The 23389-nt window shown below is 70.0% G+C and carries 17 protein-coding genes; 10 read left to right on the top strand and 7 right to left on the bottom strand.

Going from position 1 to position 23389, the window contains the following annotated elements; translation table 11 throughout:
- Nucleotides 1-61 precede the first annotated feature (61 nt).
- Both typA and CU044_RS22470 read right to left on the bottom strand, forming a co-directional pair.
- Nucleotides 62-1936: a translational GTPase TypA gene (gene typA, locus CU044_RS22465; RefSeq protein WP_129770517.1), complete on the bottom strand. Its 1875-nt coding sequence runs from the start codon at nt 1934-1936 to the stop codon at nt 62-64.
- 395 nt (nt 1937-2331) lie between these two features.
- Nucleotides 2332-4905, bottom strand: a complete 2574-nt coding sequence (locus CU044_RS22470) for an ABC transporter family substrate-binding protein (protein WP_129770518.1) — start codon at nt 4903-4905, stop codon at nt 2332-2334.
- A gap of 363 nt (nt 4906-5268) precedes the next feature.
- On the opposite strand from CU044_RS22470, the gene CU044_RS22475 reads away from it, so the two are divergent.
- The 4 genes from CU044_RS22475 to CU044_RS22490 are packed head-to-tail and all read left to right on the top strand — an operon-like array spanning nt 5269 to nt 9221.
- Nucleotides 5269-5499: a hypothetical protein gene (locus CU044_RS22475; RefSeq protein WP_129770519.1), complete on the top strand. Its 231-nt coding sequence runs from the start codon at nt 5269-5271 to the stop codon at nt 5497-5499.
- A 23-nt stretch (nt 5500-5522) separates the two neighbouring features.
- The gene (locus CU044_RS22480; RefSeq protein WP_129770520.1) at nt 5523-6362 is read left to right on the top strand and encodes a hypothetical protein; all 840 of its coding nucleotides are present in this window, start codon (nt 5523-5525) and stop codon (nt 6360-6362) included.
- A 34-nt stretch (nt 6363-6396) separates the two neighbouring features.
- Nucleotides 6397-8421, top strand: a complete 2025-nt coding sequence (locus tag CU044_RS22485; protein ID WP_129770521.1) for a fumarate reductase/succinate dehydrogenase flavoprotein subunit — start codon at nt 6397-6399, stop codon at nt 8419-8421.
- On the top strand, nt 8418-9221 hold the full coding sequence (locus tag CU044_RS22490; RefSeq protein WP_129770522.1) for a succinate dehydrogenase/fumarate reductase iron-sulfur subunit: 804 nt from the start codon (nt 8418-8420) through the stop codon (nt 9219-9221). The genes CU044_RS22485 and CU044_RS22490 overlap by 4 nt, the downstream gene beginning before the upstream one ends.
- Nucleotides 9222-9295: 74 nt before the next feature.
- Here CU044_RS22490 and CU044_RS22495 read toward each other — a convergent pair whose 3' ends face one another.
- The 3 genes from CU044_RS22495 to CU044_RS22505 form a co-directional block, all read right to left on the bottom strand.
- Nucleotides 9296-9850, bottom strand: a complete 555-nt coding sequence (locus tag CU044_RS22495) for an isochorismatase family protein (RefSeq protein WP_129770523.1) — start codon at nt 9848-9850, stop codon at nt 9296-9298.
- Between the two features lie 77 nt (nt 9851-9927).
- Entirely contained in the window at nt 9928-11220 is a 1293-nt protein-coding gene (locus CU044_RS22500; protein ID WP_240045808.1) for an MFS transporter, read from the bottom strand.
- A gap of 211 nt (nt 11221-11431) precedes the next feature.
- The gene (locus CU044_RS22505; protein ID WP_129770524.1) at nt 11432-11890 is read right to left on the bottom strand and encodes a MarR family transcriptional regulator; all 459 of its coding nucleotides are present in this window, start codon (nt 11888-11890) and stop codon (nt 11432-11434) included.
- 181 nt (nt 11891-12071) lie between these two features.
- Here CU044_RS22505 and CU044_RS22510 point away from each other — a divergent pair, with 181 nt between their 5' ends.
- Complete coding sequence (locus tag CU044_RS22510; RefSeq protein ID WP_129770525.1) at nt 12072-13139, top strand: LacI family DNA-binding transcriptional regulator; 1068 nt, start codon at nt 12072-12074, stop codon at nt 13137-13139.
- Between the two features lie 940 nt (nt 13140-14079).
- Here the strand turns inward: CU044_RS22510 and CU044_RS22515 are convergent.
- Nucleotides 14080-15063 carry an acetylxylan esterase gene (locus CU044_RS22515; RefSeq protein WP_129770526.1) on the bottom strand — a complete coding sequence of 328 codons (984 nt, stop codon included), beginning with the start codon at nt 15061-15063 and terminating at the stop codon, nt 14080-14082.
- Nucleotides 15064-15314: 251 nt separating this feature from the next.
- Here CU044_RS22515 and CU044_RS22520 point away from each other — a divergent pair, with 251 nt between their 5' ends.
- From CU044_RS22520 to CU044_RS22540, 5 genes are all read left to right on the top strand, one after another.
- Entirely contained in the window at nt 15315-16559 is a 1245-nt protein-coding gene (locus CU044_RS22520; protein ID WP_129770527.1) for a sugar ABC transporter substrate-binding protein, read from the top strand.
- Nucleotides 16560-16564: 5 nt separating this feature from the next.
- On the top strand, nt 16565-17539 hold the full coding sequence (locus CU044_RS22525; protein ID WP_129770528.1) for a sugar ABC transporter permease: 975 nt from the start codon (nt 16565-16567) through the stop codon (nt 17537-17539).
- On the top strand, nt 17536-18414 hold the full coding sequence (locus tag CU044_RS22530; RefSeq protein WP_129770529.1) for a carbohydrate ABC transporter permease: 879 nt from the start codon (nt 17536-17538) through the stop codon (nt 18412-18414). Before CU044_RS22525 ends, CU044_RS22530 begins: the two co-directional genes overlap by 4 nt.
- A gap of 188 nt (nt 18415-18602) precedes the next feature.
- On the top strand, nt 18603-20450 hold the full coding sequence (locus CU044_RS22535; RefSeq protein ID WP_129770530.1) for a glycoside hydrolase: 1848 nt from the start codon (nt 18603-18605) through the stop codon (nt 20448-20450).
- Between the two features lie 212 nt (nt 20451-20662).
- A complete protein-coding gene (locus tag CU044_RS22540; RefSeq protein WP_129770531.1) occupies nt 20663-22153 on the top strand; it encodes a glucoamylase family protein in 1491 nt (496 codons plus the stop codon).
- A 34-nt stretch (nt 22154-22187) separates the two neighbouring features.
- Here the strand turns inward: CU044_RS22540 and CU044_RS22545 are convergent, their stop codons facing one another.
- The gene (locus tag CU044_RS22545; RefSeq protein ID WP_240045809.1) at nt 22188-23231 is read right to left on the bottom strand and encodes a glycosyl hydrolase family 18 protein; all 1044 of its coding nucleotides are present in this window, start codon (nt 23229-23231) and stop codon (nt 22188-22190) included.
- Nucleotides 23232-23389: the final 158 nt, after the last annotated feature.

A 23389-nucleotide genomic window follows, 5' to 3' on the forward strand; every position in this document is an offset into this window, starting at 1 on the left:
CCGTCCGTCGTACCGTCCGGGCGTCAGGCGCTGTACGCCGCGAGCCCGGTCGTGTCTCGTGTCAGGCGTGCTTGGCGCGCGAGGCGGTACGGCCGCGCTGCTTCTGGTCCAGGACGACCTTGCGGATCCGGACCGTCTCCGGCGTGACCTCGATGCACTCGTCGTCGCGGCAGAACTCCAGGGACTGCTCCAGCGAGAGCTTCCGCGCCGGCACCACGTTCTCCGTGGTGTCCGCGGAGGCGGCCCGCATGTTGGTGAGCTTCTTCTCCTTGGTGATGTTCACGTCCATGTCGTCGGCGCGCGAGTTCTCGCCGATGATCATGCCCTCGTAGACCTCGGTGCCGGCCTCGGTGAAGATGACACCGCGCTCCTGGAGGTTGACCATCGCGAAGGGGGTCACCGAACCCGCGCGGTCCGCCACCAGCGAGCCGTTGTGACGGGTGCGCAGCTCGCCGAACCACGGCTCGTGGCCCTCGAAGATGGAGTGGGCGATGCCCGTACCGCGCGTCTGGGTCAGGAACTCCGTACGGAAGCCGATGAGACCGCGTGACGGAACGATCCACTCCATGCGGATCCAGCCCGAGCCGTGGTTGGTCATCGTCTCCATACGGCCCTTGCGGGTCGCCATCAGCTGGGTGATCGGGCCGAGGTGCTCCTCGGGCGAGTCGATCGTCATGCGCTCGATCGGCTCGTACGTCTTGCCGTCGACCTGCTTCGTGACCACCTCGGGCTTGCCGACGGTCAGTTCGAAGCCCTCACGGCGCATGGTCTCGACGAGGATGGCCAGCGCCAGCTCGCCGCGGCCCTGCACCTCCCAGGCGTCGGGGCGCTCGGTGTCCAGGACGCGCAGCGAGACGTTACCGATCAGCTCGCGGTCGAGACGGTCCTTGACCTGGCGGGCGGTGACCTTGTGGCCCTTGCCGCCCTTGCCGACCAGCGGCGAGGTGTTGGCGCCGATGGTCATCGAGATCGCGGGCTCGTCGACCGTGATCAGCGGCAGCGCGACCGGGTTCTCCGGGTCGGCCAGGGTCTCGCCGATCATGATGTCCGGGATACCGGCGATGGCGCAGATGTCGCCGGGGCCGGCCTTCTCGGCCGGCTTGCGGGTGAGCGCCTCGGTCATCAGCAGCTCGGTGATCCGGACGTTGGACATCGTGCCGTCACGCTTGATCCAGGTGACGGTCTGGCCCTTCTTCAGCTCGCCCTGCTCGACGCGGCACAGCGCGATACGGCCGAGGAAGTTGTCGGCGTCCAGGTTGGTGACATGGGCCTGGAGCGGAGCGGCCTCGTCGAACTCGGGCGCCGGGACATGCGCCAGGATCGTGTTGAAGAACGGCTCCAGGCTGTCGCTGTCGGCCGGGACCGTACCGTCCTCCGGCTTGGTCAGCGAGGCCACGCCGTCCCGCGCGCACGCGTAGACGATCGGGAACTCGATCTGCTCCTCGGTCGCGTCCAGGTCCAGGAAGAGGTCGTACGTCTCGTCGACGACCTCGGCGATCCGGGAGTCGGGGCGGTCCGTCTTGTTGATACAGAGGATGACCGGCATCTTCGCCTGGAGCGCCTTGCGGAGCACGAAGCGGGTCTGCGGAAGCGGGCCCTCCGACGCGTCGACGAGGAGCACGACGGCGTCGACCATCGACAGACCGCGCTCGACCTCGCCGCCGAAGTCGGCGTGGCCGGGGGTGTCGATGATGTTGATCGTGATGGGGTCGCCACCCGTCTTCGGGTGGTACTTCACGGCCGTGTTCTTGGCCAGGATCGTGATGCCCTTCTCACGCTCCAGGTCGTTCGAGTCCATCATCCGGTCATCGAGTTGCTCGGCGGCGTGCGCGGCGAAGGCGCCGGCCTGCTTCAGCATGGCGTCGACCAGAGTGGTCTTGCCATGGTCGACGTGGGCGACGATGGCGACGTTACGGATGTCGTGGCGCGTGGGCATGCTGGCTGGCGCTTCTCTCGATCGTGGGATGCGGCGTTGTTTCCTCGTACGCCCGCCGGGCGGACACGCCACGGCTAGTCCCATGGTACGGGGCCGGGGCGTCGGGGGCTTCCCAGCCCGATTGGAGAGGCCGAAATCACGGTGTGCGGGGCCGCGGGGTGGCGAGGGGGACCGCGCGGGAGGCTGCGCCGGGGACGCGCGGGAGGGGTGGAGCTGCCCGGGTCGGGGACAGGAACGAGCTTGCCCGCCGGGGAGGCCGGCGGGCAAGCCAATTGATGGGGTTCTGAGCTTCCGAAAACGCCCTGACCTGCGATTTCGGGAACCAGTCCGTTTTTTCTTCTCGCGATCTTCGCCGAACGTACGCTTCCGTCGCCGGTTCCGTCGCCGATTCTTCGCTACTTCTTCTTCTTGGAGTCCGGGCCCGCGGCCCCGCCCTCCTTGAACCCGATGTCCTGGTAGCGAGGGGTCTGGAAGCCGAAGGCGCCCGCGTTCACCACCGTCGGCTTCACCGCGACCAGCTGCGGACGCTGGTAGAGGGGGATGGATCCGGCCGCGGCCCAGATACGGGCATCGGCCTGCCGGACCAGATCGCGGGACTTCTTCTCGTTGAGCTCGGCGGCGGCGCTGGCGAAGAGCTGGTCGATGTGGTCCGTACCGACACGGGTGTAGTTCTGCTCCACCAGCAGCGAACCGTCGCTGGCGGGCACGGGCTTCGCGTAGATCGGCCGTCCGTCGGTCGCCGGGAAGGCGCTGGCCGGCCAGGAGTAGAGGGCCAGGTCGTAGTGGCCGGAGGCGATGTGGTCCTTGAAGTACTCGTCGTCCGAGACCTTGGTGATCTCCGTACCGACACCGATGCGGTCGAGCATCCGCGAGATCCGCTCGCCGACGGAGCGGAGCGACTCCGCGCCCTCACCCGCGGGCAGGACGAAGCGGAGGCTGAGCGGCTTCCCGTCCTTGCCGAGCGGGCCGCTCGGCAGGGTCGCGGCGGAGGCGGAGGGCGACGTGGAGGAAGAGGGAGCGGCCGTGCCGCGCGGGGCGTAGGCGCCCGCCACACCGCCCGGCTTCTTGTCGGAGTCGTCCACGGCGGCGGCCTGCCGGAGCAGCACGTCCCCCTGGAGGCGGGCGACGGAGGCGGGGGAAAGGACATGCGCGGACTCGGGGCGGGGGGCGGACCTGCCCGGCTTGTTGTCCCCGACGATGTACAGGCCCTCGTCCGAGGGGACGTCGCTGCCCGCGTCCGTGTCGTCGGCCTTCTTCTTCGCCGCGGCCGCGTCCTTGTCGTCGTCCTTGTCGCCCTTCTTCTTCTCCTCGGCCGCGACCTTCTCCTCGTACTTCCGCTTCTGCTCCTCGGCCTTCTTCTTCTCGGCCTCTTCCGTCTTCGCGTCGGGGCGCTTGGCCTGGGCCGCGGCCTCCGCTTCCTCCTCGCTCAGCTCCTCGTCGCCCTCCTCGCCCTCCTCACCCTCCGCGCGCTTCTTCTGGGCCTTGCTGCCCGCCTTGGCGGTCACCTTCTTCTTGGCCCCGTCCGGCGTCCAGCCCGCGTCGGCCAGCAGGGCCTGCGCCTCAAGCGTGTCCTGCTTGCCGAGCGCCTCGCTGCTGTCCGCGTACGCCTTCTGTCCCATCAGCGCCAGATGGCTGCCGGGCGGCTTCGCCTGTAGTCCGAGCGGCTGGAGCACCGTGTCGGCCAGTTCCTGACGGTTGATCGCGCGGGCGACCGCCCGCCGTACCCGCTCGTCCGCGAGCGGCCCGGACTCGCCGTTCAGCGCGAGCTGCGTGAACGCGGGCTCCAGCGACCTGCGGATCTCGTAGCCGCGCAGTCCCTTCTGCTCCCGCGCGTACCGCGCGATGGACTCGGCGGTCCGCTTGCGCGCCTCCGCGGCCTCCTCGGCCTGCTCCTCGTCGGAGCCGTTGGCCAGCGCCCAGGACCGGAGCGCGGAGCCCGGGGTGATCGCGGCGCCAGGACCGTGGGTGAGCGGCTGCCCGCCGCCGGATTCGGCGTGCTTCCCGCCGTGCTTCTCGGTGTCCTTCTCCGCTTCTCTCTCCGCTTCCTTCTCCGCTTCCTTCTCCGCCAGGGCCATGCGCTTGACCACGGTGCTGTCGATCTCGACGATGTCGACCTTGCGGGCCGCGATCGCCCCCGCGGTCTCCTTCCTGGGGACCGTGCGCATGATCAGCTGGTCGAGCTTGGCGGGCTCTCCCCACCAGTGGGGGTTGCGCGCGAGCGTGGTCTCCTTGGCCTTTCCGTCCACCTTCTTGACGGTGAAGGGTCCCGCCGTCACCTTCAGGTTCTTCCTGGCGCCGTCGTTGAACGCGTTGGGCGTCCCCATCACGTCCTTGGGGTAGAGCGGGCTGAACAGCGACTCCCAGTCGGAGTACGGCTTGTTGAAGGTGACTCTGACCTCAAGGTTGTTGGCACCGCGCTCGATCTTCTCGATCCGCTCGTACCCGGCGTTGCGTGCCGTCCAGTAAGCGGAGTCCTTGCCGCGCAGCGCACGCCACTGCGCCACGAAGTCCGGTGCCCCGATCTCCCGGCCGTTGCTCCACACCGCCTGCTGGTTCAGCTTGTAGAGCACGACCTGCTTGGGCTCACGCTCGACGATCTTGGCGGACTCCAGATAGTCGGGGTTCCGCTGGGGCCGGCCGCTCTTGTCGAGCGTGAAGAGGGCCGGCAGTACGGCACCGGCGATCCGGCTCGTGGCCGCGTCCGCGTCGGCCTGGTAGGTGTTCAGTGTCGCGGGCATGGTGTCGACCGCCCAGCGCATGGTGCCGCCCTGGGCGACTCCTTCACGTTTTACGGCCGAGATGTCCGGGGCGGCGGCGGCCGAGGGCTCGCTTCCGTCCTCCTCCGAGGTGCACGCGGACAGGGCCCCCAGTGCCAGCACACCGGTGGTGAGAAGCGCGACGGAGCGGAGCGTTCGGGAGCGGAGCGTTCGGGAGCATGTCCTCCCGCGTGGGGCGCCGACGTGGGACATGGCTTGTACCTCTTCGTCCTGTTTGTGGAATTTAGAGATGATCACACCTATTTGCCCACTCACTGAAGGGGACCGCGAGTCAGCGGCGGCGCAGACACGTCGTGACGTGCGATCAAACCCACCCGAGCGGCCCAATGCGCCCGGCCGCGGGGCTTGGCTCAAACCGCTCCCGGAACGGGCCCGCGCACCGGAAAACAAGTGACCTACGGCTTCACAACGGGGGATGTGACACGGAACACTCTCAGGCGCACACAGAGAGCGAGAGAACCGAGAGAGCCGAGAGAGAGCCGTCTGAGGGGATCCGTCAGAGGGGATTCCCGCGACCCCGCATGCCACCCGAGCCCCTGGAAGTGAGGGCAACTCATGTCCCTGCAGGACGATGTGACAGCGATCAGGCGATGCCTCGACGACCTGGTCCGCACGGTCGACCGGCTGGAGCGGAATCTCGCGCTCCTGCGTGAGAACGAGTCCCGGCCCCAGCCGGCCGGCCGCGTCGAAGACCTGGTGACCATCCCCGACACCCCGTACAACAGCGCGCTGTGGACGGACTCGGACGACGAGGGCCTGGGCGTACGCGACCGGCGGGCTCCCTAGATCCCTTCCGTCAGGAGTCCTCGTTGGCCACCGGTACCGAACCCCCAGCCGTCAGTACGGGCTCATCCGGCGGTACGGGCGTGCGCGGCGCCTCGCGCGCCGCCATCGCGCCCCGCCACCTGCGGACGGACCGCTGGTGGCTGGCGCCCGCCGTGACCGCCGCCGGACTGCTCGCCTTCATCGTGTACTCGACCTGGCGAGCGTTCGCGAACAGCGACTACTACGCGGCGCCGTATGTCTCGCCGTTCTACTCGCCCTGTCTGGCGGAGAGCTGCGCGCCCATGCGGAACGGTCCGAACTGGGAGATCTTCGGCAGCTGGTGGGGCCTGTCCCCCGCGCTGCTGATCCTCATCTTCCCGCTGGGCTTCCGGCTGACCTGCTACTACTACCGCAAGGCGTATTACCGCGGCTTCTGGGCCTCGCCGCCCGCCTGCGCCGTCGCCGAGCCCCACGCGAAGTACACCGGTGAGACCCGCTTCCCGCTGATCCTGCAGAACATCCACCGGTACTTCTTCTACGCGGCCGTACCGGTCGCGGGCATCCTCACGTACGACACCGTGCTCACCTTCCGGGACGCGGAGTACGCCTGGGGCCATATGGGGCTCGGCTCGCTGATCTTCCTCGTCAACACCGTGCTGATCTGGGCGTACACGCTCTCCTGCCACTCCTGCCGGCACATCATCGGCGGCCGGCTGCGGCACTTCTCGAAGCATCCGGTGCGCTACCGGCTGTGGGGCTGGGCCGGACGGCTCAACAACCGCCATATGCAGCTCGCGTGGGCCTCGTTGATCAGCGTCGCCGCCTGCGACTTCTACGTGTACCTGCTCGCCACCGGAACCTTCGCCGACCCGCGCCTCTTCTGACGATCCGCGCCTCTTGTAGGGAGAGCCTTCCGAAATGACGCAACTCGAACGCCGGCAGTGGGACGTCGTGGTGGTGGGTGCGGGAGGAGCGGGCCTGCGCGCCGCCATCGAGGCGCGCGAGCGGGGCGCTCGTACCGCCGTCATCTGCAAGTCCCTCTTCGGCAAGGCCCATACGGTGATGGCCGAGGGCGGGATCGCCGCCTCCATGGGCAATGTGAACTCCGGCGACAACTGGCGGGTGCACTTCCGCGACACCCTGCGCGGCGGGAAGTTCCTCAACCAGTGGCGGATGGCGGAGCTGCACGCCCAGGAGGCGCCGGACCGCGTCTGGGAGCTGGAGACCTGGGGCGCGCTGTTCGACCGTACGCCCGACGGAAAGATCTCCCAGCGCAACTTCGGCGGGCACGAGTACCCGCGGCTCGCCCATGTCGGCGACCGTACGGGCCTGGAGCTGATCCGCACCCTCCAGCAGAAGATCGTCGCCCTGCAGCAGGAGGACTTCCGGGAGTACGGCGACTACGAGGCGCGGCTCAAGGTCTACCAGGAGTGCACGGTCACCCGGATCCTCAAGGAGGAGGGTGCGGGAACCGACGGCGGGCAGGACGGCGGCCGGGTCGCGGGGGCCTTCTGTTACGAGCGGGAGTCCGGCCGCTTCTTCGTGCTGGAGGCCCCGTCCGTCGTGCTCGCCACGGGCGGGATCGGCAAGTCCTTCAAGGTGACCTCGAACTCCTGGGAGTACACGGGCGACGGCCACGCGCTGGCGCTGCTCGCGGGCGCTCCCCTCCTCAACATGGAGTTCGTGCAGTTCCATCCGACGGGCATGGTCTGGCCGCCGTCGGTCAAGGGCATCCTGGTCACCGAATCGGTGCGCGGTGACGGCGGTGTCCTGCGCAATTCCGAGGGCAAGCGGTTCATGTTCGACTACATCCCGGACGTCTTCAAGGAGAAGTACGCGGAGTCGGAGGACGAGGGCGACCGCTGGTACGACGACCCGGACCACAACCGGCGTCCCCCCGAACTGCTCCCCCGCGACGAGGTGGCCCGCGCCATCAACTCCGAGGTCAAGGCGGGCCGCGGCTCTCCGCACGGCGGCGTCTTCCTCGACGTCTCGACGCGGATGCCCGCCGAGGTGGTCCGGCGCCGGCTGCCGTCGATGTACCACCAGTTCAAGGAGCTGGCGGATGTCGACATCACGGCGGAGGCGATGGAGGTCGGCCCGACCTGCCACTACGTGATGGGCGGGATCGCCGTCGACTCGGAGACCGCCGCCGCGCCCGGGGTCGCCGGGCTGTACGCGGCGGGCGAGGTCGCGGGCGGCATGCACGGTTCCAACCGGCTCGGCGGGAACTCCCTCTCCGATCTGCTGGTCTTCGGCCGGCGGGCGGGGCTGCACGCCGCCGCGTACGCGGCCGGGCTCGACGCACGCCCCGCCCTGGACGAGGGACAGATCGACGCGGCGGCGGCCGAGGCGCTGCGCCCGTTCGGCGCGGACGGCACATCGCGGGGCGACGGGAGCGGTCCGGGCGGCCGGCCCGCGGAGAATCCGTACACCCTCCATCAGGAGCTCCAGCAGACGATGAACGACCTGGTCGGCATCATCCGGCGGGAGCAGGAGATGGAGCAGGCGCTGGAGAGGCTGGCCGAGCTGCGCGTACGGGCGGGCCGGGCCGTGGTCGAGGGGCACCGCCAGTTCAATCCCGGCTGGCACCTGGCGCTCGACCTGCGGAACATGCTGCTGGTCAGCGAGTGCGTCGCACGGGCCGCCCTGGAACGTACCGAGAGCCGGGGCGGGCACACCCGGGAGGACTGGCCCGGCATGGACGCCGACTGGCGCCGGGTCAATCTGTACTGCCGGCTCACCGGCACGGAGGAGAGCACGGCCACCGGATCGGGGGGAGCCGCGGCCACCGGATCGGAGGGAGCCGCGGCCACCGGTCCCACGCCCGGCCGGATCGCGCTCACGCGCCGGACGACCGAGCCCATACGTCCCGACCTGCTGGCCCTGTTCGACAAGGAAGAGCTGGTCAAGTACCTCGCCGAAGAGGAGCTTCACGAGTGAGTGCGAGTACGGGTACGAGCGCGAGCGCGTCGACGACATACGAGGCGAAGTTCCGGGTCTGGCGGGGCGACGCCGACGGCGGGGAGCTGAAGGACTTCGCCGTCGAGGTGAACGACGGGGAGGTGGTCCTCGACATCATCCACCGGCTCCAGGCGACCCAGGCGGCGGATCTGGCCGTCCGCTGGAACTGCAAGGCGGGCAAGTGCGGTTCGTGCAGCGCGGAGATCAACGGCCGGCCGCGGCTGATGTGCATGACCCGGATGTCGGTCTTCTCGCGCGAGGAGACGATCACGGTCACCCCGCTGCGTGCCTTCCCGGTGATCCGCGATCTGGTGACGGACGTCTCCTTCAATTACGCGAAGGCGCGGGAGGTGCCGTCGTTCGTACCGCCGCCGGGGGTGGCCGCCGGTGAGTACCGGATGCAGCAGGTGGATGTGGACCGCTCACAGGAGTTCCGTAAGTGCATCGAGTGCTTCCTGTGCCAGGACACCTGCCATGTGGTGCGGGACCACGAGGAGAACAAGACCGCGTTCGCCGGGCCACGCTTCCTGATGCGGGTGGCCGAGCTGGATATGCATCCGCTGGACGCGGCGGAGGAATCGGGGCTCGACCGGAAGAAGACCGCCCAGGACGAGCACGGCCTCGGCTACTGCAACATCACCAAATGCTGCACCGAGGTATGCCCTGAGCACATAAAGATCACCGACAACGCGCTGATCCCGCTCAAGGAGCGGGCCGTGGACCGGAAGTACGACCCGCTGGTGTGGCTGGGCAACAAGATCCGGCGGCGCGGCGAATGACGTAGCCGTGGAGACGGGAGGGGCCCGTGATTCCGGGCCCCTCCCGGCCCCTCCTGTTGCCACTGGTGGTGCCGTCAGCCGAGGAGCTTCACGATGGCCTCGGTGGTGCCGGTCTCGCCGAGCCTCGGGAAGATCTTCTCGACGCTGTTCCGGTGCGCGCCCCCGTCCATGTCGGCGACCGCGTCGACGGCGATGGTGACGTGATAGCCGTGCTCGTACGCGGCGCGGGCGGTGGACTCGGCGCCGATGCTGGTGGCGATGCCCGTCACCACGATCTGGGTGACGCCCCGGCGGCGCAGCTGGAGGTCGAGATCGGTGCCGTGGAACGCGCCCCACTGCTGCTTGGTGACCACGATGTCGCCGTCCTGGACGCCCAGTTCGGGCACGAGGTCGGCCCAGTCGGCGGCGGGCTGCCCACCGCGCATCTGAGCCTCGGTACGGCCGGGCGCGCCGCCGGTGACACGGACGAACACGACGGGCAGCCCCTTGGCGCGGAAGGCGGCGGCGAGCTCGGCGGAGCGCGCCACTACCTCCGCGGCCGGGTAGGGGGCGGTGGGCAGGGCGACGACGGCCTTCTGGAGGTCGACGACGACCAGGGCGGTCTTGGGGTCGAGGGTGGTGACGGTCATGGTGGTGCTCCTTGCGGTACGGAATGCGGTAGGGGGTGTGGTCTCGGGCGTGGTCTCGGATAGGGCGGTTGGGGCGGTTATCGGTGGTGGGCGCGGAGCGCCCGGTCTGTGACGGTCAGGATGATCAGCAGCACGCAGAGGACGGCGGAGGCGCCCGCCATCAGATGCAGTCCGCTGTCGCTCGCCGCCTGTCCATAGGCGAGGGCGATCAGGCTCGATGCCGATATGGCACCGATGTACTGCGCGGTGCGCTGGAGCCCGGCCGCAGATCCGATGCTCTCGGGCGGGGCATGCGCCTGGACCGCCGCCTGGTTGCTCGTACCGATCAGCCCCTGCGGAACGCCGAAGCACGCCCCCGCGAGCAGCAGTACGGCGATCGGGGTGCTGTCGTCGACGAAGAGCAGCAGGCCCGCGCCGCCGGTGAGCAGCAGGCAGCCGAGGACGAGCGGGCCGCGGATGCCCTTGGTACGGGCCCCGAGCAGCGAGCAGACCAGCGCGGTCACCGACATCGGGAGCATGAGCAGTCCGCTCTCACCGGAGGAGAGGCCACGGCCCTCCTCCAGCCACTGCGTGAAGCCGTACATGACGCAGTAGATGACCAGATAGCTGACGCCGTGCCGCAGATAGGTGCGCGCGAGCGGGCCGTTGCGCACGATCATCCGCAGATCTATGAACGGCAGCGGCCTGCGCAGCTGCCACCACACGAGCACGGCCGTCAGGACGCCGAAGGGCGCGAGCAGCCACCACATCGGATGGGCGAGATCGAGCAGGAAGAAGACGAGGAGCGTCAGGGCCGTGGCGAACAGCCCGATGCCGAGTGGGTCGAGCGTGAGACGCGGTGAACGGCCGGCGGCCGCGGCGGCGGGCTCGCGCGGCGGGTCGGCGGGGATCCAGATGAGCCCGGCGACGAAGGCGATCAGCGCGATGGGCAGGTTGACGGCGAAGATGCCGCGCCACCCGACCAGGGCGACAAGGAGTCCGCCGAGCGTGGGACCGACGGCCGCGCTGCCGAGCGAGGCGAAGGAGAGCCGGGCCAGCACGGTACGCGGGGCGGGATGTCCGACCCGCCGGCCCTCGTCGCGCAGGACGGACATGGCCGCCGGATAGGCGGCGGAGGTACCGATGCCGAGCAGCAGCCGGGAGACGATGAGCCAGCCGAAGGACGGTGCCACCGCGCCGACCAGGCCGGAGGCGAAGACGACGACCAGGCCCGCGAGGAAGATCCGGCGCGGGCCGAGCGAGTCGGCGAGCTTGCCGAGTACGGGCTGTGCGACGGCGCTGGCGAGATAGAGGACGGAAATCAGCCAGGCGGTGTCGGCGGCGCCGATCCCGAAGCTGTGTCCGATCGCCACCAGCGCGGTGGAGATCATGGTGGTGTTGAGCGGGTTGAGCAGCGAGCCCAGGAGCAGCGGGGCGGTGAGACGGCCTCGGAAACCGGGGGTCCTGGGGCCGCTGCCGCTGGGCTCGCCGGGCGCCGTCAGGTCCGTATGCGTATGGGTGTGTGTCTGCGTGTGTGCCTGCGTGTGTATCTGTGTCTGCTGTACGTCGGGTGCGCCTTCTTCCGTCCCGCGGGCTTCCGTGTCACTCACTCCTCTCCACCAGGCGTCCCAGCAGGGCCGCCGCCTCGGCCAGCGCGCGGCGTTCCGCGCCGTCCAGTTCGCCCGCGATCGCTTCGGAGAGCCAGCCCTGCTTGGCCGCGCGGGCCGAGGCGAGCGTGGCGTGGCCGGCGTCCGTGACCGAGACGACGGACTGCCGCCCGTCGTCGGGGTCCGGCGTCCGCTCGACCAGGCCCTGTTCCTCCAGGACGCCGAGGGTCAGCCGCATGGACTGCGGACGTACGTACTCCGCGCGGGCCAGCGCGGCCGTGGTCGACGGCCCTTCGCCGTCCAACCGCGCCAGGACCGATTGCTGGGACGGCGTGAGCCTGCTGTCCGGCGTTGCCGTGCGCAGCCGTCGCACCAGCCTGCGGACCACCGCGGTGACATCGGCGGCGACCTGCTCGGCGGTCGGGTCTTCGGACCTCTCGAACTCCTCGGGCATACGCTCACCGTAGAGATAGACAGGTAACCTTGCAAGTTACCCTGTCATTCTTGGCTGGATCCCGGCCCTGGCCGGGAGGGCCCGCCTTGCTCCCCGGACGGCGCGGCGCCTAGGGTGAATGCGCTTTCATGAAACACGCGGGCAACAGTGAAGAAGAGAGAGAAGGGGACGGGTCGGTCGGGTGAGTGCCCCCACGGTGTACGACGTCGCCGAGCGGTCGGGCGTCTCCATTGCGACGGTCTCGCGGGTCTACCGGAACCCCGACTCCGTACGCGCCCAGACCCGCGACCGGGTACTGGAAGCGGCGCGCGCGCTCGGGTACGTACCGAGCGGCAACGCGCGCGGTCTGGCCAGCAGGACCACCGGCGTGCTCGGGCTCTGCTTCCCCGACTACTCCGATCCGGACGCCGAGACGGACGCCGAGGCGGACGACACGTACGACGACTCCGCGGTGATGCTCTACTCCGACCAGATCATCCGGGGCATGGAGCGGGCCGCGCGGCGGCACGGCTACGCGCTGCTGATCGCCGCGTCCCTGAAGGGCGGGCCGGAGTCGCTGGTGGCGAAGGTCGCGGGCCGGGTCGACGGATTCGCCGTACTGGCGCGGACCGTCCCCACCGAGGACCTTGAGGTGATTTCGCGCCGGCTGCCGGTGGTGATGCTGGCGGGGCCGCGCGAGATCGACCATCTCGACCACATCGAGGTGGCCAACTCCGACGGCGAACGGGAACTGACCCGCCATCTGATCCGCGACCACGGCCTGCGCGGACTGGTCTTCGTCGGGGGCGAGAAGGACTCACCGGACGCGGAGGCGCGGTTCCGGGGATTCAGGGACGCCTGCGCCGAGGCCGGGCTGCCGGTCCCGGACGAACCCGATCTGCGCACCGTGATGATGACCCAGGCCGAGGGAGAACGAGCCGCGGAAACACTGCTCGACCGCGCCGACCGGGACGGGGGCCGCCCGCAGGCGATGCTCTTCGCCAACGACCAGATGGCGATCGGCGCGCTCCACGCGCTGGAGCGGCGCGGGGTACGGGTACCCGAGGACATCGCGGTCACGGGGTTCGACGGGATCCCCCTGAGCCGCATGGTGCGCCCGGCGCTGACGACCGTACGCCAGCCGATCCGCCGGCTCGGCGAGGAAGCGGTGGAACTGCTCGTCCGACGACTCGCGGAACCGACCCGCGAACCGGTCTCCCTGATGCTCCCGGTCGCGGTGGCCCGCAGGGCCAGCTGCGGCTGCGGGTAGCGGGGGTGGGGGCAGGTCAGGACCGAGGGGTAGTCCGGGTGGGTCGGGGGGTTTGATGGCGGGTGGGGCCGCCCCTGATCTTTGAGTTTCGCGGTTGCGGGTCGGGCGTCAAGGGCGCTCCTTCGTCGCGTCGGCTACGCCGATTCCGCTTCGCTCCACCCTTGACTCCCGCCCCTCCACCGCAAGTGCTGCTTTGAGGGGGGGCGGCCCCGGGGGGAGGGGTCCCCGGGGGAAGCACCTCTGTCGCGGGGGCCCGGTTGCCGACCGCAGGTCGGTGGGCCCTGCGGGGCTGCGCGGCAGTGGAGTGGGGCGGCCCGGCACCGGCTCAGCGAGCAGAGGTGAGTGGGCAGTTGGGCCTCATGCCCCGCTGGTGAGGCTCCGTTGCTGGCTGCTGCTGTCGCCCGAGGCGGACGAGACCCGCAGCATGCCCCCTATGCCCCAGTTTGGCGGTCCCTTTGGAGGGCCCTTGGACCGGTGATGCGTCCTGTGTCCACTTGACCTGGATCCACGGCACATCACGGTCTCTCAGGGGCCCACTCACCGCCTCTCCCGTCACACCCACCCCACCGCCCACACACCGTCATCAGCGGGGCATGAATCCCAGCCCCTCACCTGCGAACAGTCGCTGAGCCGGGGCCGGGCCGCCCCACTCCACTGCCGCGCAGCCCCGCAGGGCCCACCGACCTGCGGTCGGGAACTGGCCCCAGGAACAGAGGTGCTTCCCCGGGGACCCCTCCCCCCGGGGGCCGCCCCCCTCAAAGCCGCACTTGCGGTGGAGGGGCGGGAGTCAAGGGTGGAGCGCAGCGGAATCGGCGTAGCCGACGCGACGCAGGAGCGCCCTTGACGCCCGACCCGCAACCGCGAAACTCAAACCTCAGGGGCGGCCCCCACCCGCCATGATCAATTCCGGGTCACCACGACTACCCCTCGGTCCTGACCCTCACCCCAGCCTCTCCCCGAAGAAGCGCTCATCCGCCGCCCGCAGCTCCCGTTCCTCCCGCTCGCTCCCCTCGTGCTCGAAGTGGCCGGCCGTCAGTACGTGCAGTTCACGCGGGCCCGCGAGCGCGTTGTAGACGGCGAACTGGCCCGGCGGCGGGACCGATGGGTCGAACAGGGCCGGGGCGACCAGCGTCGGGATCCGGATCCGGCTCGCCGCCGTGGCGGCGTCGAAGTACGGGAGTACGTCCATGATCCCGGGGTGATCGCGGTAGTGGGCCCGTACCGCCTCGCCGCTCCCGACGGAGGGCAGCGTCAGCCGCAGCGGATGGTCGCCGAAGGTCGGTACGGTCAGCCGGCCGCAGGCGAAGCGGTCGTCCCAGGGCAGCGCCAGCGCGCCGAGGCCGCCGCCGAGGCTCTCGCCCGCGTAGGCGAGCCGGGGACCTCGCGCCGTCACCAGTTCCGGTACCAGGTCGAGCAGCGCGGACGCGGCGCACCACAGGTCGGCCACGCAGTCGCCGAGGACATACGTGTCACGGGACTCGATGCCGTGCAGGACATGGCGGTCGGCGTCGCCCGGGATGCCCGGTCTGCGGCTGCGGGACCCCATCCCCCGTACGCACGGCAGGATCGCCGCGCCGCCCGGCAGCGGAAGCGGCACGTCCCGGCCGGCCTCCTGGCGTCCGCCGTAGCCGTGGCCGATGACGAATCCGTACCGCACCGGCCCTTCGGCGGGCAGGACGAGCCAGCCGCCGAGGCGCAGCCCGCCGACCGAGGTGAACGACACCCCGAAGATCCGGAATCCGTCGCGCTCGTCCTCCTGGGGGCCCACCGCCGGTGCCGTCCCCACCCGTAGCGCCGCCTCGTAACGATCCCGCCAGAACGTGTCGAATCCGTCAGGCGGGGCAGGCGCCGCGATGACGAGCAGCTCATCAAGGGTCCGGCCGTACGCCGGATCAAAGGGAAAGCCGTGCACGAACGCGGACATGATCGCGACAGTAGCCCACCGGACACAACGAGACACACTCGGCCGGACACCAGCGGAAACCGCCCGACCACGCGCCGCACGCACGCCTCTCCCCCGCACGGATACCTGAACAGCTGTCGCACGCACAGATGTCGCACATGTTGCACGAGTGTGACCAAGGCACCTCTTGCGGATTCCCGAAGCGCGGCGGCAGAGTGATGTATGCGCTTACAGGCAGCGCATACATCGGGGAGCTCAAGGAGGAGCCGTCCATGCACCGCACCGCCAGAACCGCCTCTGCCGCCACCGCGCTCGCGGTGGCATTCGGACTCACCGCGTGCGGAAGCTCGGGGGGTGAGGGGGTCGCCGCCGACAAGGAGCAGACGCTCACCGTCTGGGCCATGGGCGCCGAGGGCGAGAAGCTCGCGGACGTCGCCAAGGTGTACGAGAAGGCCAACCCGCACATCACGGTCAAGGTCACCCCCATCAGCTGGGACGTCGCGCACCAGAAGCTGGTCTCCGCGGCCGCCGCCGGCACCCTGCCCGATGTGGCGCAGATGGGCGGCACGTACATCGGTGAGTTCTCCGAGCTGGGCGTTCTGGAGCCGGTCGACACGAAGGCCTTCGAGAAGGACGACTTCTTCCCCGCCGCCTGGAAGCAGGGAGAGGTGGACGGCGAGGTGTACGGCGTCCCCTGGTACGTCGACACCCGCGTCCTCTACTACCGCACCGACCTCGCCGAGAAGGCCGGCGTCAGCAAGGCCCCGGCCAACTGGCAGGAGCTGGGGCAGCTCGCCACCGCCTACCAGGACAAGGCGCGTACGAAGTGGGGCCTCTACCTCCAGCCCAGCGGTCTGGACACCGTACAGAGCTGGTACCCCTTCCTGTACTCGGCCGGCGGCGAGATCGTGTCCGAGGACGGCAAGGCCGTCTTCAACAGCCCCGAATCCATCAGGGCCATGACGGAGTACGCCTCGTACTTCGACAAGGGGCTCACCAAGAAGAGCACCCCGCCCGGCTACGAGGTGCTGAAGGACTTCAACTCCGGCGATGTGCCGATGTTCTTCTCCGGCCCCTGGATCATGACCCTGATCAATGACGACTACCCCGACCTCAAGGGCAAGTGGGGCGTCGCGAAGGTCCCCGGTGACAAGGCGTCCGTCTCGATGGCGGGCGGCTCCAGCCTGGTCGTCTCCAAGGACAGCACGCACAAGGCCGCGGCCAAGGACTTCATCACGTACCTCACGGACACCGAGGGCCAGAAGGACTGGTTCACCCGCACCAGCGACCTGCCCGCCAACACCAGCGCCTGGGACTCCGGCAAGCTCTCCGACGACCCGGGGCTCCAGGTCTTCCGTGAGCAGATGGAATCCGCCAAGGGCACGCCGGTCCTGGCCAAGTGGAGCGAGATCACCTCGAAGGTCGACGAGGCCCTCGGCGCGGTGACCCAGAACAAGTCCTCGGCCAAGGACGCCGCCGACAAGGCGCAGTCCGAGATCGAAGGGCTCGTGGAGTAGCCGCCATGACCACCACGACCGAATCCGCCGCGGACGCCGCCCCGGCGCCGGCCGGGGCCAGTCCGCCGACGAGCGGCGCGAAGGGCCGTGAGCCGCGCTCCCTGGGGGTGCAGAATCTGGCCGGGTGGCTGTTCTCCACCCCGTTCCTGGTGCTGTTCACGGTCTTCATGGCCTTCCCGATCGTCGCCACGCTCGCCATGAGCTTCACCGATTTCGGGCTGCGCAATGTGACCGACCCGCTCTCCGCGGAGTTCATCGGTTTCGAGAACTACACGAAGCTCTTCGGCGACGAGAAGTTCCTGAAGGCGCTGTTCAACACGGCGTACTTCGTGGTCGTCGGCGTACCGCTCACCATCGGCGCGGGACTCGCCGCCGCCGTCCTGCTGAACAGCGGGATCGACCGGGCGCGGACCTGCTTCCGGGTCGGCTTCTACGCCCCGGTGGTGACCAGCATCGTCGCCGTCGCCGTCGTCTGGACCTTCGTCCTCGATCCGTCCGAAGGACTGATCGCGGGCCTGGCCTCCGAAGTCGGGCTCACCACCCCCGACTTCCTCGGCTCCGAAGCGCTGGCCATGCCGTCGCTGATCCTGATGGCGGTCTGGCGCAACCTCGGCACGGTGATGGTGCTGTTCATCGCGGGCCTCCAGGCCATTCCCGCCGACGTACGGGAAGCCGCGCGGCTGGACGGTGCCGGTCCCTGGCAGGAGTTCCGCCGGATCACCGTGCCGCTGCTGCGGCCGACGATGCTGTACGCCACGGTCATCACCACGATCGGCTATCTCAACGTCTTCGAGGAGCCGTTCGTGATGACCGAGGGCGGCCCCTCGAACAGCACCCTCACCGTCTCGCTGAACATGTACCGCGAAGGCTTCAACTTCTTCCACATGGGCTACGCGAGCGCCATGGCGTATGTGCTCTTCGTCGTCATCATGGGCATTACGGTGCTCCAGCTCCGTCTGCTGAAGGACAACACGAAATGAGTGCCGCGGAGACTTCGACCCAGCAGGCCGCGCCGCGCCGGAACGGGCGCACCGGCCGACGCGGGAAAACCGGCGTGTACGTCCTGCTGTCGCTCGGTGTGCTGGTCATGTCGGCGCCGTTCCTCTGGATGGCGCTGTCCGCCTTCAAGACCGACCGCGAACTGGCGGCCAGCCCGCCGGTGTGGCTCCCCACCGACTGGACCCTGGCGCACTTCTCGCGCCTGCTCGACCGGCTCGACCTGCCGCTCTACTTCTTCAACTCCGTGCTCGTCGCCGTGCTGGTGACGGTCTCCAATCTGGTGTTCTGCTCGATGCTGGGATACGCCCTGGCCAAGCTGCGGTTCGCCGGCCGGAACAAGCTGTTCGCGCTGGTGCTCGGCGCGCTCATGGTGCCCGGCAACCTGATGCTGCTGCCGCTCTTCGTCCTGATGAGCAAGTTGCGGCTGATCGACTCGTACGCGGGTCTGGTGCTGCCGTTCGCGGCGGGGGCCTTCGGGGTCTTCCTGATGCGGCAGTTCATGCAGTCGATCCCGGACGAGCTGCTGGAAGCGGCCAGGATGGACGGCGCCGGTGAGTGGTACATCTTCTGGCGGATCGTGATGCCGCTGGTCAAACCCGCCCTGGCGACGCTCGCGATCCTCACCTTCCTGGGCTCCTGGAACAACTTCGTCTGGCCGCTGATCGCCACCAACGACCCGGGCAAATACACCCTTCCGGTGGCGCTGGCGACCTTCGCCACCGACCCCAACCAGTCGGAGGGCTCCAACGGAATGCTGATGGCCGGCTCCTTGCTGGTCGTGCTGCCGGTGCTGCTCGTCTTCATGGTGCTCCAGCGGTACTTCACCCAGGGCATCGCCACGGCCGGCATCAAATGAGCGTCACGGCCGCCGTCATGTAGTCGCCGGACCCTCGACGCGTCTCCGCGTGTCTCCACGGCTCCCGCGCGTCTCCACAGCTCTCGCGTGTCTCCACAGCTCCGCGCCCGTCCGTAACTCCGCGCCCTTCCTCAACTTCCGCGCTTCTCCGGCTCCACACCCCCCTCCGAGAAAAGGTTTGTACAGTCATGACCGAAAAGTCCGCCGCTCGCGCCGACTGGGAGTCGCGCATCGGGAAGCCCAGTGACGGGCGGCTCCTCGGCATCGGGGAGCTTCCCGCTCCCACCGGTCTGTCCGCCGACGACGGCACCGGCCATGTGCTGCTGACCTGGCGTCCGGTGCCGGGCGCGCTCGGATATCTGGTGCACCGCGCCGACTCCGCCGAGGGCCCCTTCGAGCCGCTCGACCACCTCGGCGGCGATGTGCTCGCCGTACCGCACCCGCCGTACGCGGACACGCTGGCCCAGCCGGGCCGCGGCTACTTCTACAAGGTCGCCACCTGGTCGGACACCGGTGCCGGCGCGCTGTCCGAGGCGGTGCCCGGCTCCGCCAGGGCCGCCGGCTCGCGCGCGGCCGAGGTCACCGTGGCCGTGGACGCGGCGGCCCCGGCCACCGAACTCCCGGGCGTCTGGAACCGGATGATCGGCGCCGAGCACTTCTCGCTGCTGACCTGGGACAAGCCGGGCGCGGGCGGCTCCGATGTCGCGAAGGAGTACGGCGAGGCGCTGGCCATCGTCCGCGACGAGATCGGCGTACGCTCCGTCCGCGCGCACGGCACCTTCCTGCCCGAGACCGTGACCGTACGCGGCGACGGCTCGTTCGACTTCTCCGGTCTCGACGCCGTCTACGACCGTTTCCTGGCCACCGGCCTCAAGCCCGTGGTCGAGCTCTCCTTCATGCCGAGGGAACTCGCCTCCGACCCGCACTACACGGTCTTCGACTACAAGGCCCTGGTCTCCACCCCCGCGCGGTGGGAGCGCTGGGGCGATCTCTGCCGCGAGCTGACCGTCCACCTCCAGGAGCGGTACGGCCGCGACACCGTCGCCGGCTGGGAGTTCGAGGTCTGGAACGAGGCCAATCTGGAGGTGTTCTGGAACGGCACCCAGGACGACTACCACCGGCTGTACGAGGTCGCCGTACGCGCCGTGAAGGGCGTGGACGAGCGGATCAGGGTGGGCGGGCCCTCCTCCGCCGCGGCCGGCTGGGTCGGCGCGCTGCTGGAGTACTGCCAGGAGCACGACGTACCGGTCGACTTCGTCTCCACCCACACCTACGGCAACGCCCCGCTGGACTTCCGCCCGATGACACGCGCCTTCGCCGAGGCGACGGGCAGGCCCGAGCCGGAGATCCTGTGGACGGAGTGGGGCGTCACGCCCACGCACTTCCACCGCGTCAGCGACTCCGTCTTCGCCGCGCCGTTCGTGCTGCGCGGCATGAAGAGCGCACTGTCGTCCACCGACTGCCTCTCCTACTGGGTGGCCTCCGACCAGTTCGAGGAGCTGGGCTGGCCGCCCCGGCTGTTCCACGGCGGTTTCGGGCTGCTGACGGTGGGCAATCTGCGCAAGCCGCGCTTCTGGGCGCTGTATCTCCTCTCCCAGCTCACCGGCGGCCGGATCCCCGCGGCGGTCGGCGGCGACGGCGCGGGCGCGCTCGTCGAGTCCCTCGCCACCCGCGCGGAGGACGGCTCGACCGTGGACGTCCTGCTCTGGAACGGCACCCTCGACCAGTCCAAGATCGACGGCGCGGCCGTGCTCGACCGCGCCGCGACCGTCCGCGTCACCGGCCTCGAACCGGGCGCCGTCCACACCGTCGAGTCGCGCAGGGTCGACGAGCACCATGCCAATATCCAGGCCGTCTGGAAGGACCTCGACGGCGGTGACTGGCCCGACGACCAGCAGTGGCGGAAGCTGCGCGCCGCCGACGAACTGCCCGTCGAGACGCTCGCGCCCGTCACCGCGGACGCCGAGGGCACCGCGGTGCTGACCGTCGAGCTGCCCAACCCCGGCATCCGCTTCCTGCGGCTCGCCCGCGGCTGAGACCGCGACCGGGACCGCGACGAGACCGCGGCTAGATCGCGGCTAGATCGCGGCTAGATCGCGGCTAGATCGCGGCTGAAACCCGCGGCTGAGCCACCCGCCGCCACAGACCCGGGGGCCGACGGCACCTGACCGTCGTCGGCCCCCGTCGTACCACCACCGCACCTCCACAACCCCACAACTCCACACCCGCCAACAGGAGCTGGACTCTCATGGACCGTCGCACGTTTCTCGCCGCAGCGGGAACCGGGGCCGCCGCTCTGTCCCTCGGAGCCGTATCCACGCCCGCCCTCGCCGCACCCGCCCCCTCCGGACGGGCCGTCACCGCGCCCTCCTCCGATCTCCCCCTGCTGCACCGCTGGTTCCAGGACACGTACCGCTCGATCGAGGCGATGACGACCGACCACGGTCTCACCGCCGACAAGATCGACGTCTCCGGGCCCGGTACGCCCGTCCCCTCGCGGAACACCTCACCGACCAATATCGGCTGCGGCCTGTGGTCCACCGTCGCCGCGGCGGGCCTCGGCGTCATCGGCCGCGACACCATGTACCGCAGGCTGGCGCACACCGTCTCGGCCGTCGAGCGGCTCGAACGCCACCACGGCTTCTGGCTCAACTGGTACGACGCGTACGACGGTTCCGTCCTCACCAGCTGGCCCGGCACCGGCGACCCGGTCCGCCCCTTCCTCTCCTCCGTCGACAACGCCTGGCTCGTCACCGGCCTGCGGATCGCCGCCGACGCGGAACCCCGGCTGCGCGGCCGGGTCGCCGCGCTCCTCGCGACCGCGGACTGGTCGTACTACTACACGCCGTACGACCCGGCCGACCCGGTGAAGGGCCCCGGCCAGCTCCGCGGCGGCTTCTGGACCGACACCGGTGAACCCACCGCGCACCACTACGGCGCTCTCAACACCGAGCCCCGCATGGCCAGTTACCTGGGCATCGCCGACGGCACGCTCCCCGGCGACCACTACTGGCACATGCTGCGCACGATGCTCCCCGAGCACGGCCAGGAGCAGCCGCCGGGCGGCGCGTACGAGACCATCGACGGTGTCCGCCTCTGGCAGGGCCACTACACCTACCGGGGCCGCAAGCTCGTCCCCACCTGGGGCGGCTCGATGTTCGAGGCGCTGATGGTGCCGCTCTTCGTGCCCGAGACCGAGTGGTCGCCGCGCTCCTGGGGCACCACCCACCGCCGCTACGTCCGCTCCCAGATCGAGCACGGTCTCGAGGAGGCCGGGTACGGCTACTGGGGCTTCTCCCCGTCCAATGTGCCCGAGGACGGCTATCAGGAGTACGGCGTCGACGCGATCGGGATGCAGACCGACGGGTACGCCTCCAACACCGACCGCACCTTCGTCACCCACGGCGAGCCGCTGCCGCCGGCGTCCGCGTACACCAACGGGGTCGTCACCCCGCACGCGTCGTTCCTCGCGCTGCCGCAGGCGCGTGGGGAGGCCATCGCCAATCTGAAGGCGATCGCGGCCGACTTCGGCGCGTACGACGAGCGCTACGGCTTCCGTGACTCCGTCAATGTGGGGACGGGCCGGGTCAGCGACTTCGTCCTCGCCCTCGACCAGGGCATGATCGCCGCCGCGCTGGCCCAGGAGCTGCGTCCCGGACTGCTCCAGCGGCCGTTCCGTACGGGCGGGTTCACCTCGCGGGTACGGCCGCTGCTGGCGAAGGAGCGCTTCAGCATCTGAGGCCGGTCCTACTCGCCGGACGTACTCGCCGGACCTACCCGCCGGTCGTGTCGAGACGTCCCCAGCCGTCTCGGTAGGACGTCCAGTCCTTCTCGGTGGCCGCGAAGTCGACGTAGATCGCGACGCCGAAGCGGTCCCGGTCGCGGTCCGTGCGCCCCAGGCCCAGCCTGACGCCGCGGACCGCGGCCGCGACGGTCTCCGCGTGGCCGTGGTGGCTCATGTCGTCCTCGTAGTAGAAGGGCAGCCCCATCAGCAGGTCGGTGCCCTCCGGCGTGACTTCGAGGGCGAGCGTGGTCTGCTGCGCGACATAGCCGCCGTACAGGCTCTCCAGCGGCATCGCCGTGTCGTACGACATGACGGCGATCTGGTCGACCCGCCGGGCGACCTGCGCGAAGAACGCCTGCGACCACCATTTGGGGTGCCCGGTGAGCGCGTCGGCGACGGAGTGCAGCGCGGGCAGCGGATCGATCTGGTGGGCGGCGACGGAGAGCGGCACCTGACGGGCCCGGGTGAGGGCGCGCAGGTCGTCGAGGAGCGAGAGATAGTCGCGGTCGCCGGAGTGCAGCGGCTCCAGATCGAAGTGGACGCCGTCGAAGCCCGCGTCCAGGATCTGCCGGGCGGAGCCGACCACGGCGGCGCGGGACGCGGCCCGCTCCAGCCGCAGCCCGTCGGGCGTCTCGGTCGCCAGCTTGTCGCCCAGCCAGGCGTGGACGCGTACGCCCGGGATCTCGCGGTGGACGGCGTCGATCAGCCACCGTGCCCGGGGGTAGCGGGCCGTGGGGAGAGTGCCGTCGTGCTCCAGCGGCCCGGCGTGGACATACAGGTCGCGTATCCCGGTCCCGCGGATCCGCGCGGCGAAGGCGTCCAGGTCGGCGTCCTTCTTCCGGCCGTCCACCCAGGCGTGGCCCAGCCAGATGGCGTCCTTGCCGCGGGTGCGGGTGCCGTCCTGGAGGTCGCCCGCGTAGGTGAGGCGCAGGGCGGCGGCGCCGGTGAGCGCCGGTACGAGGAGCAGGACGGCGAGCGCCAGCGCGACCCGCTTGGGCCACCGCGCGCGGGGCGCGCGCCAGGCCCGTATCAGTGTCCGTCCGAATCCGCGCAGCTGTGCACGCAAAGCCGTTACCTCCCCCGTATGCCCATGACCGGCCGGTCATGGAGACGCTCAGGCTATGCGCCGGGGGCCATCTGATGACGCCACAGCACCCCGTTCCAGCAGGCGCTACGTCCGGTCGCGCCCTC

Source organism: Streptomyces sp. L-9-10 (genome assembly GCF_004151105.1).
Lineage (GTDB): Bacteria > Actinomycetota > Actinomycetes > Streptomycetales > Streptomycetaceae > Streptomyces.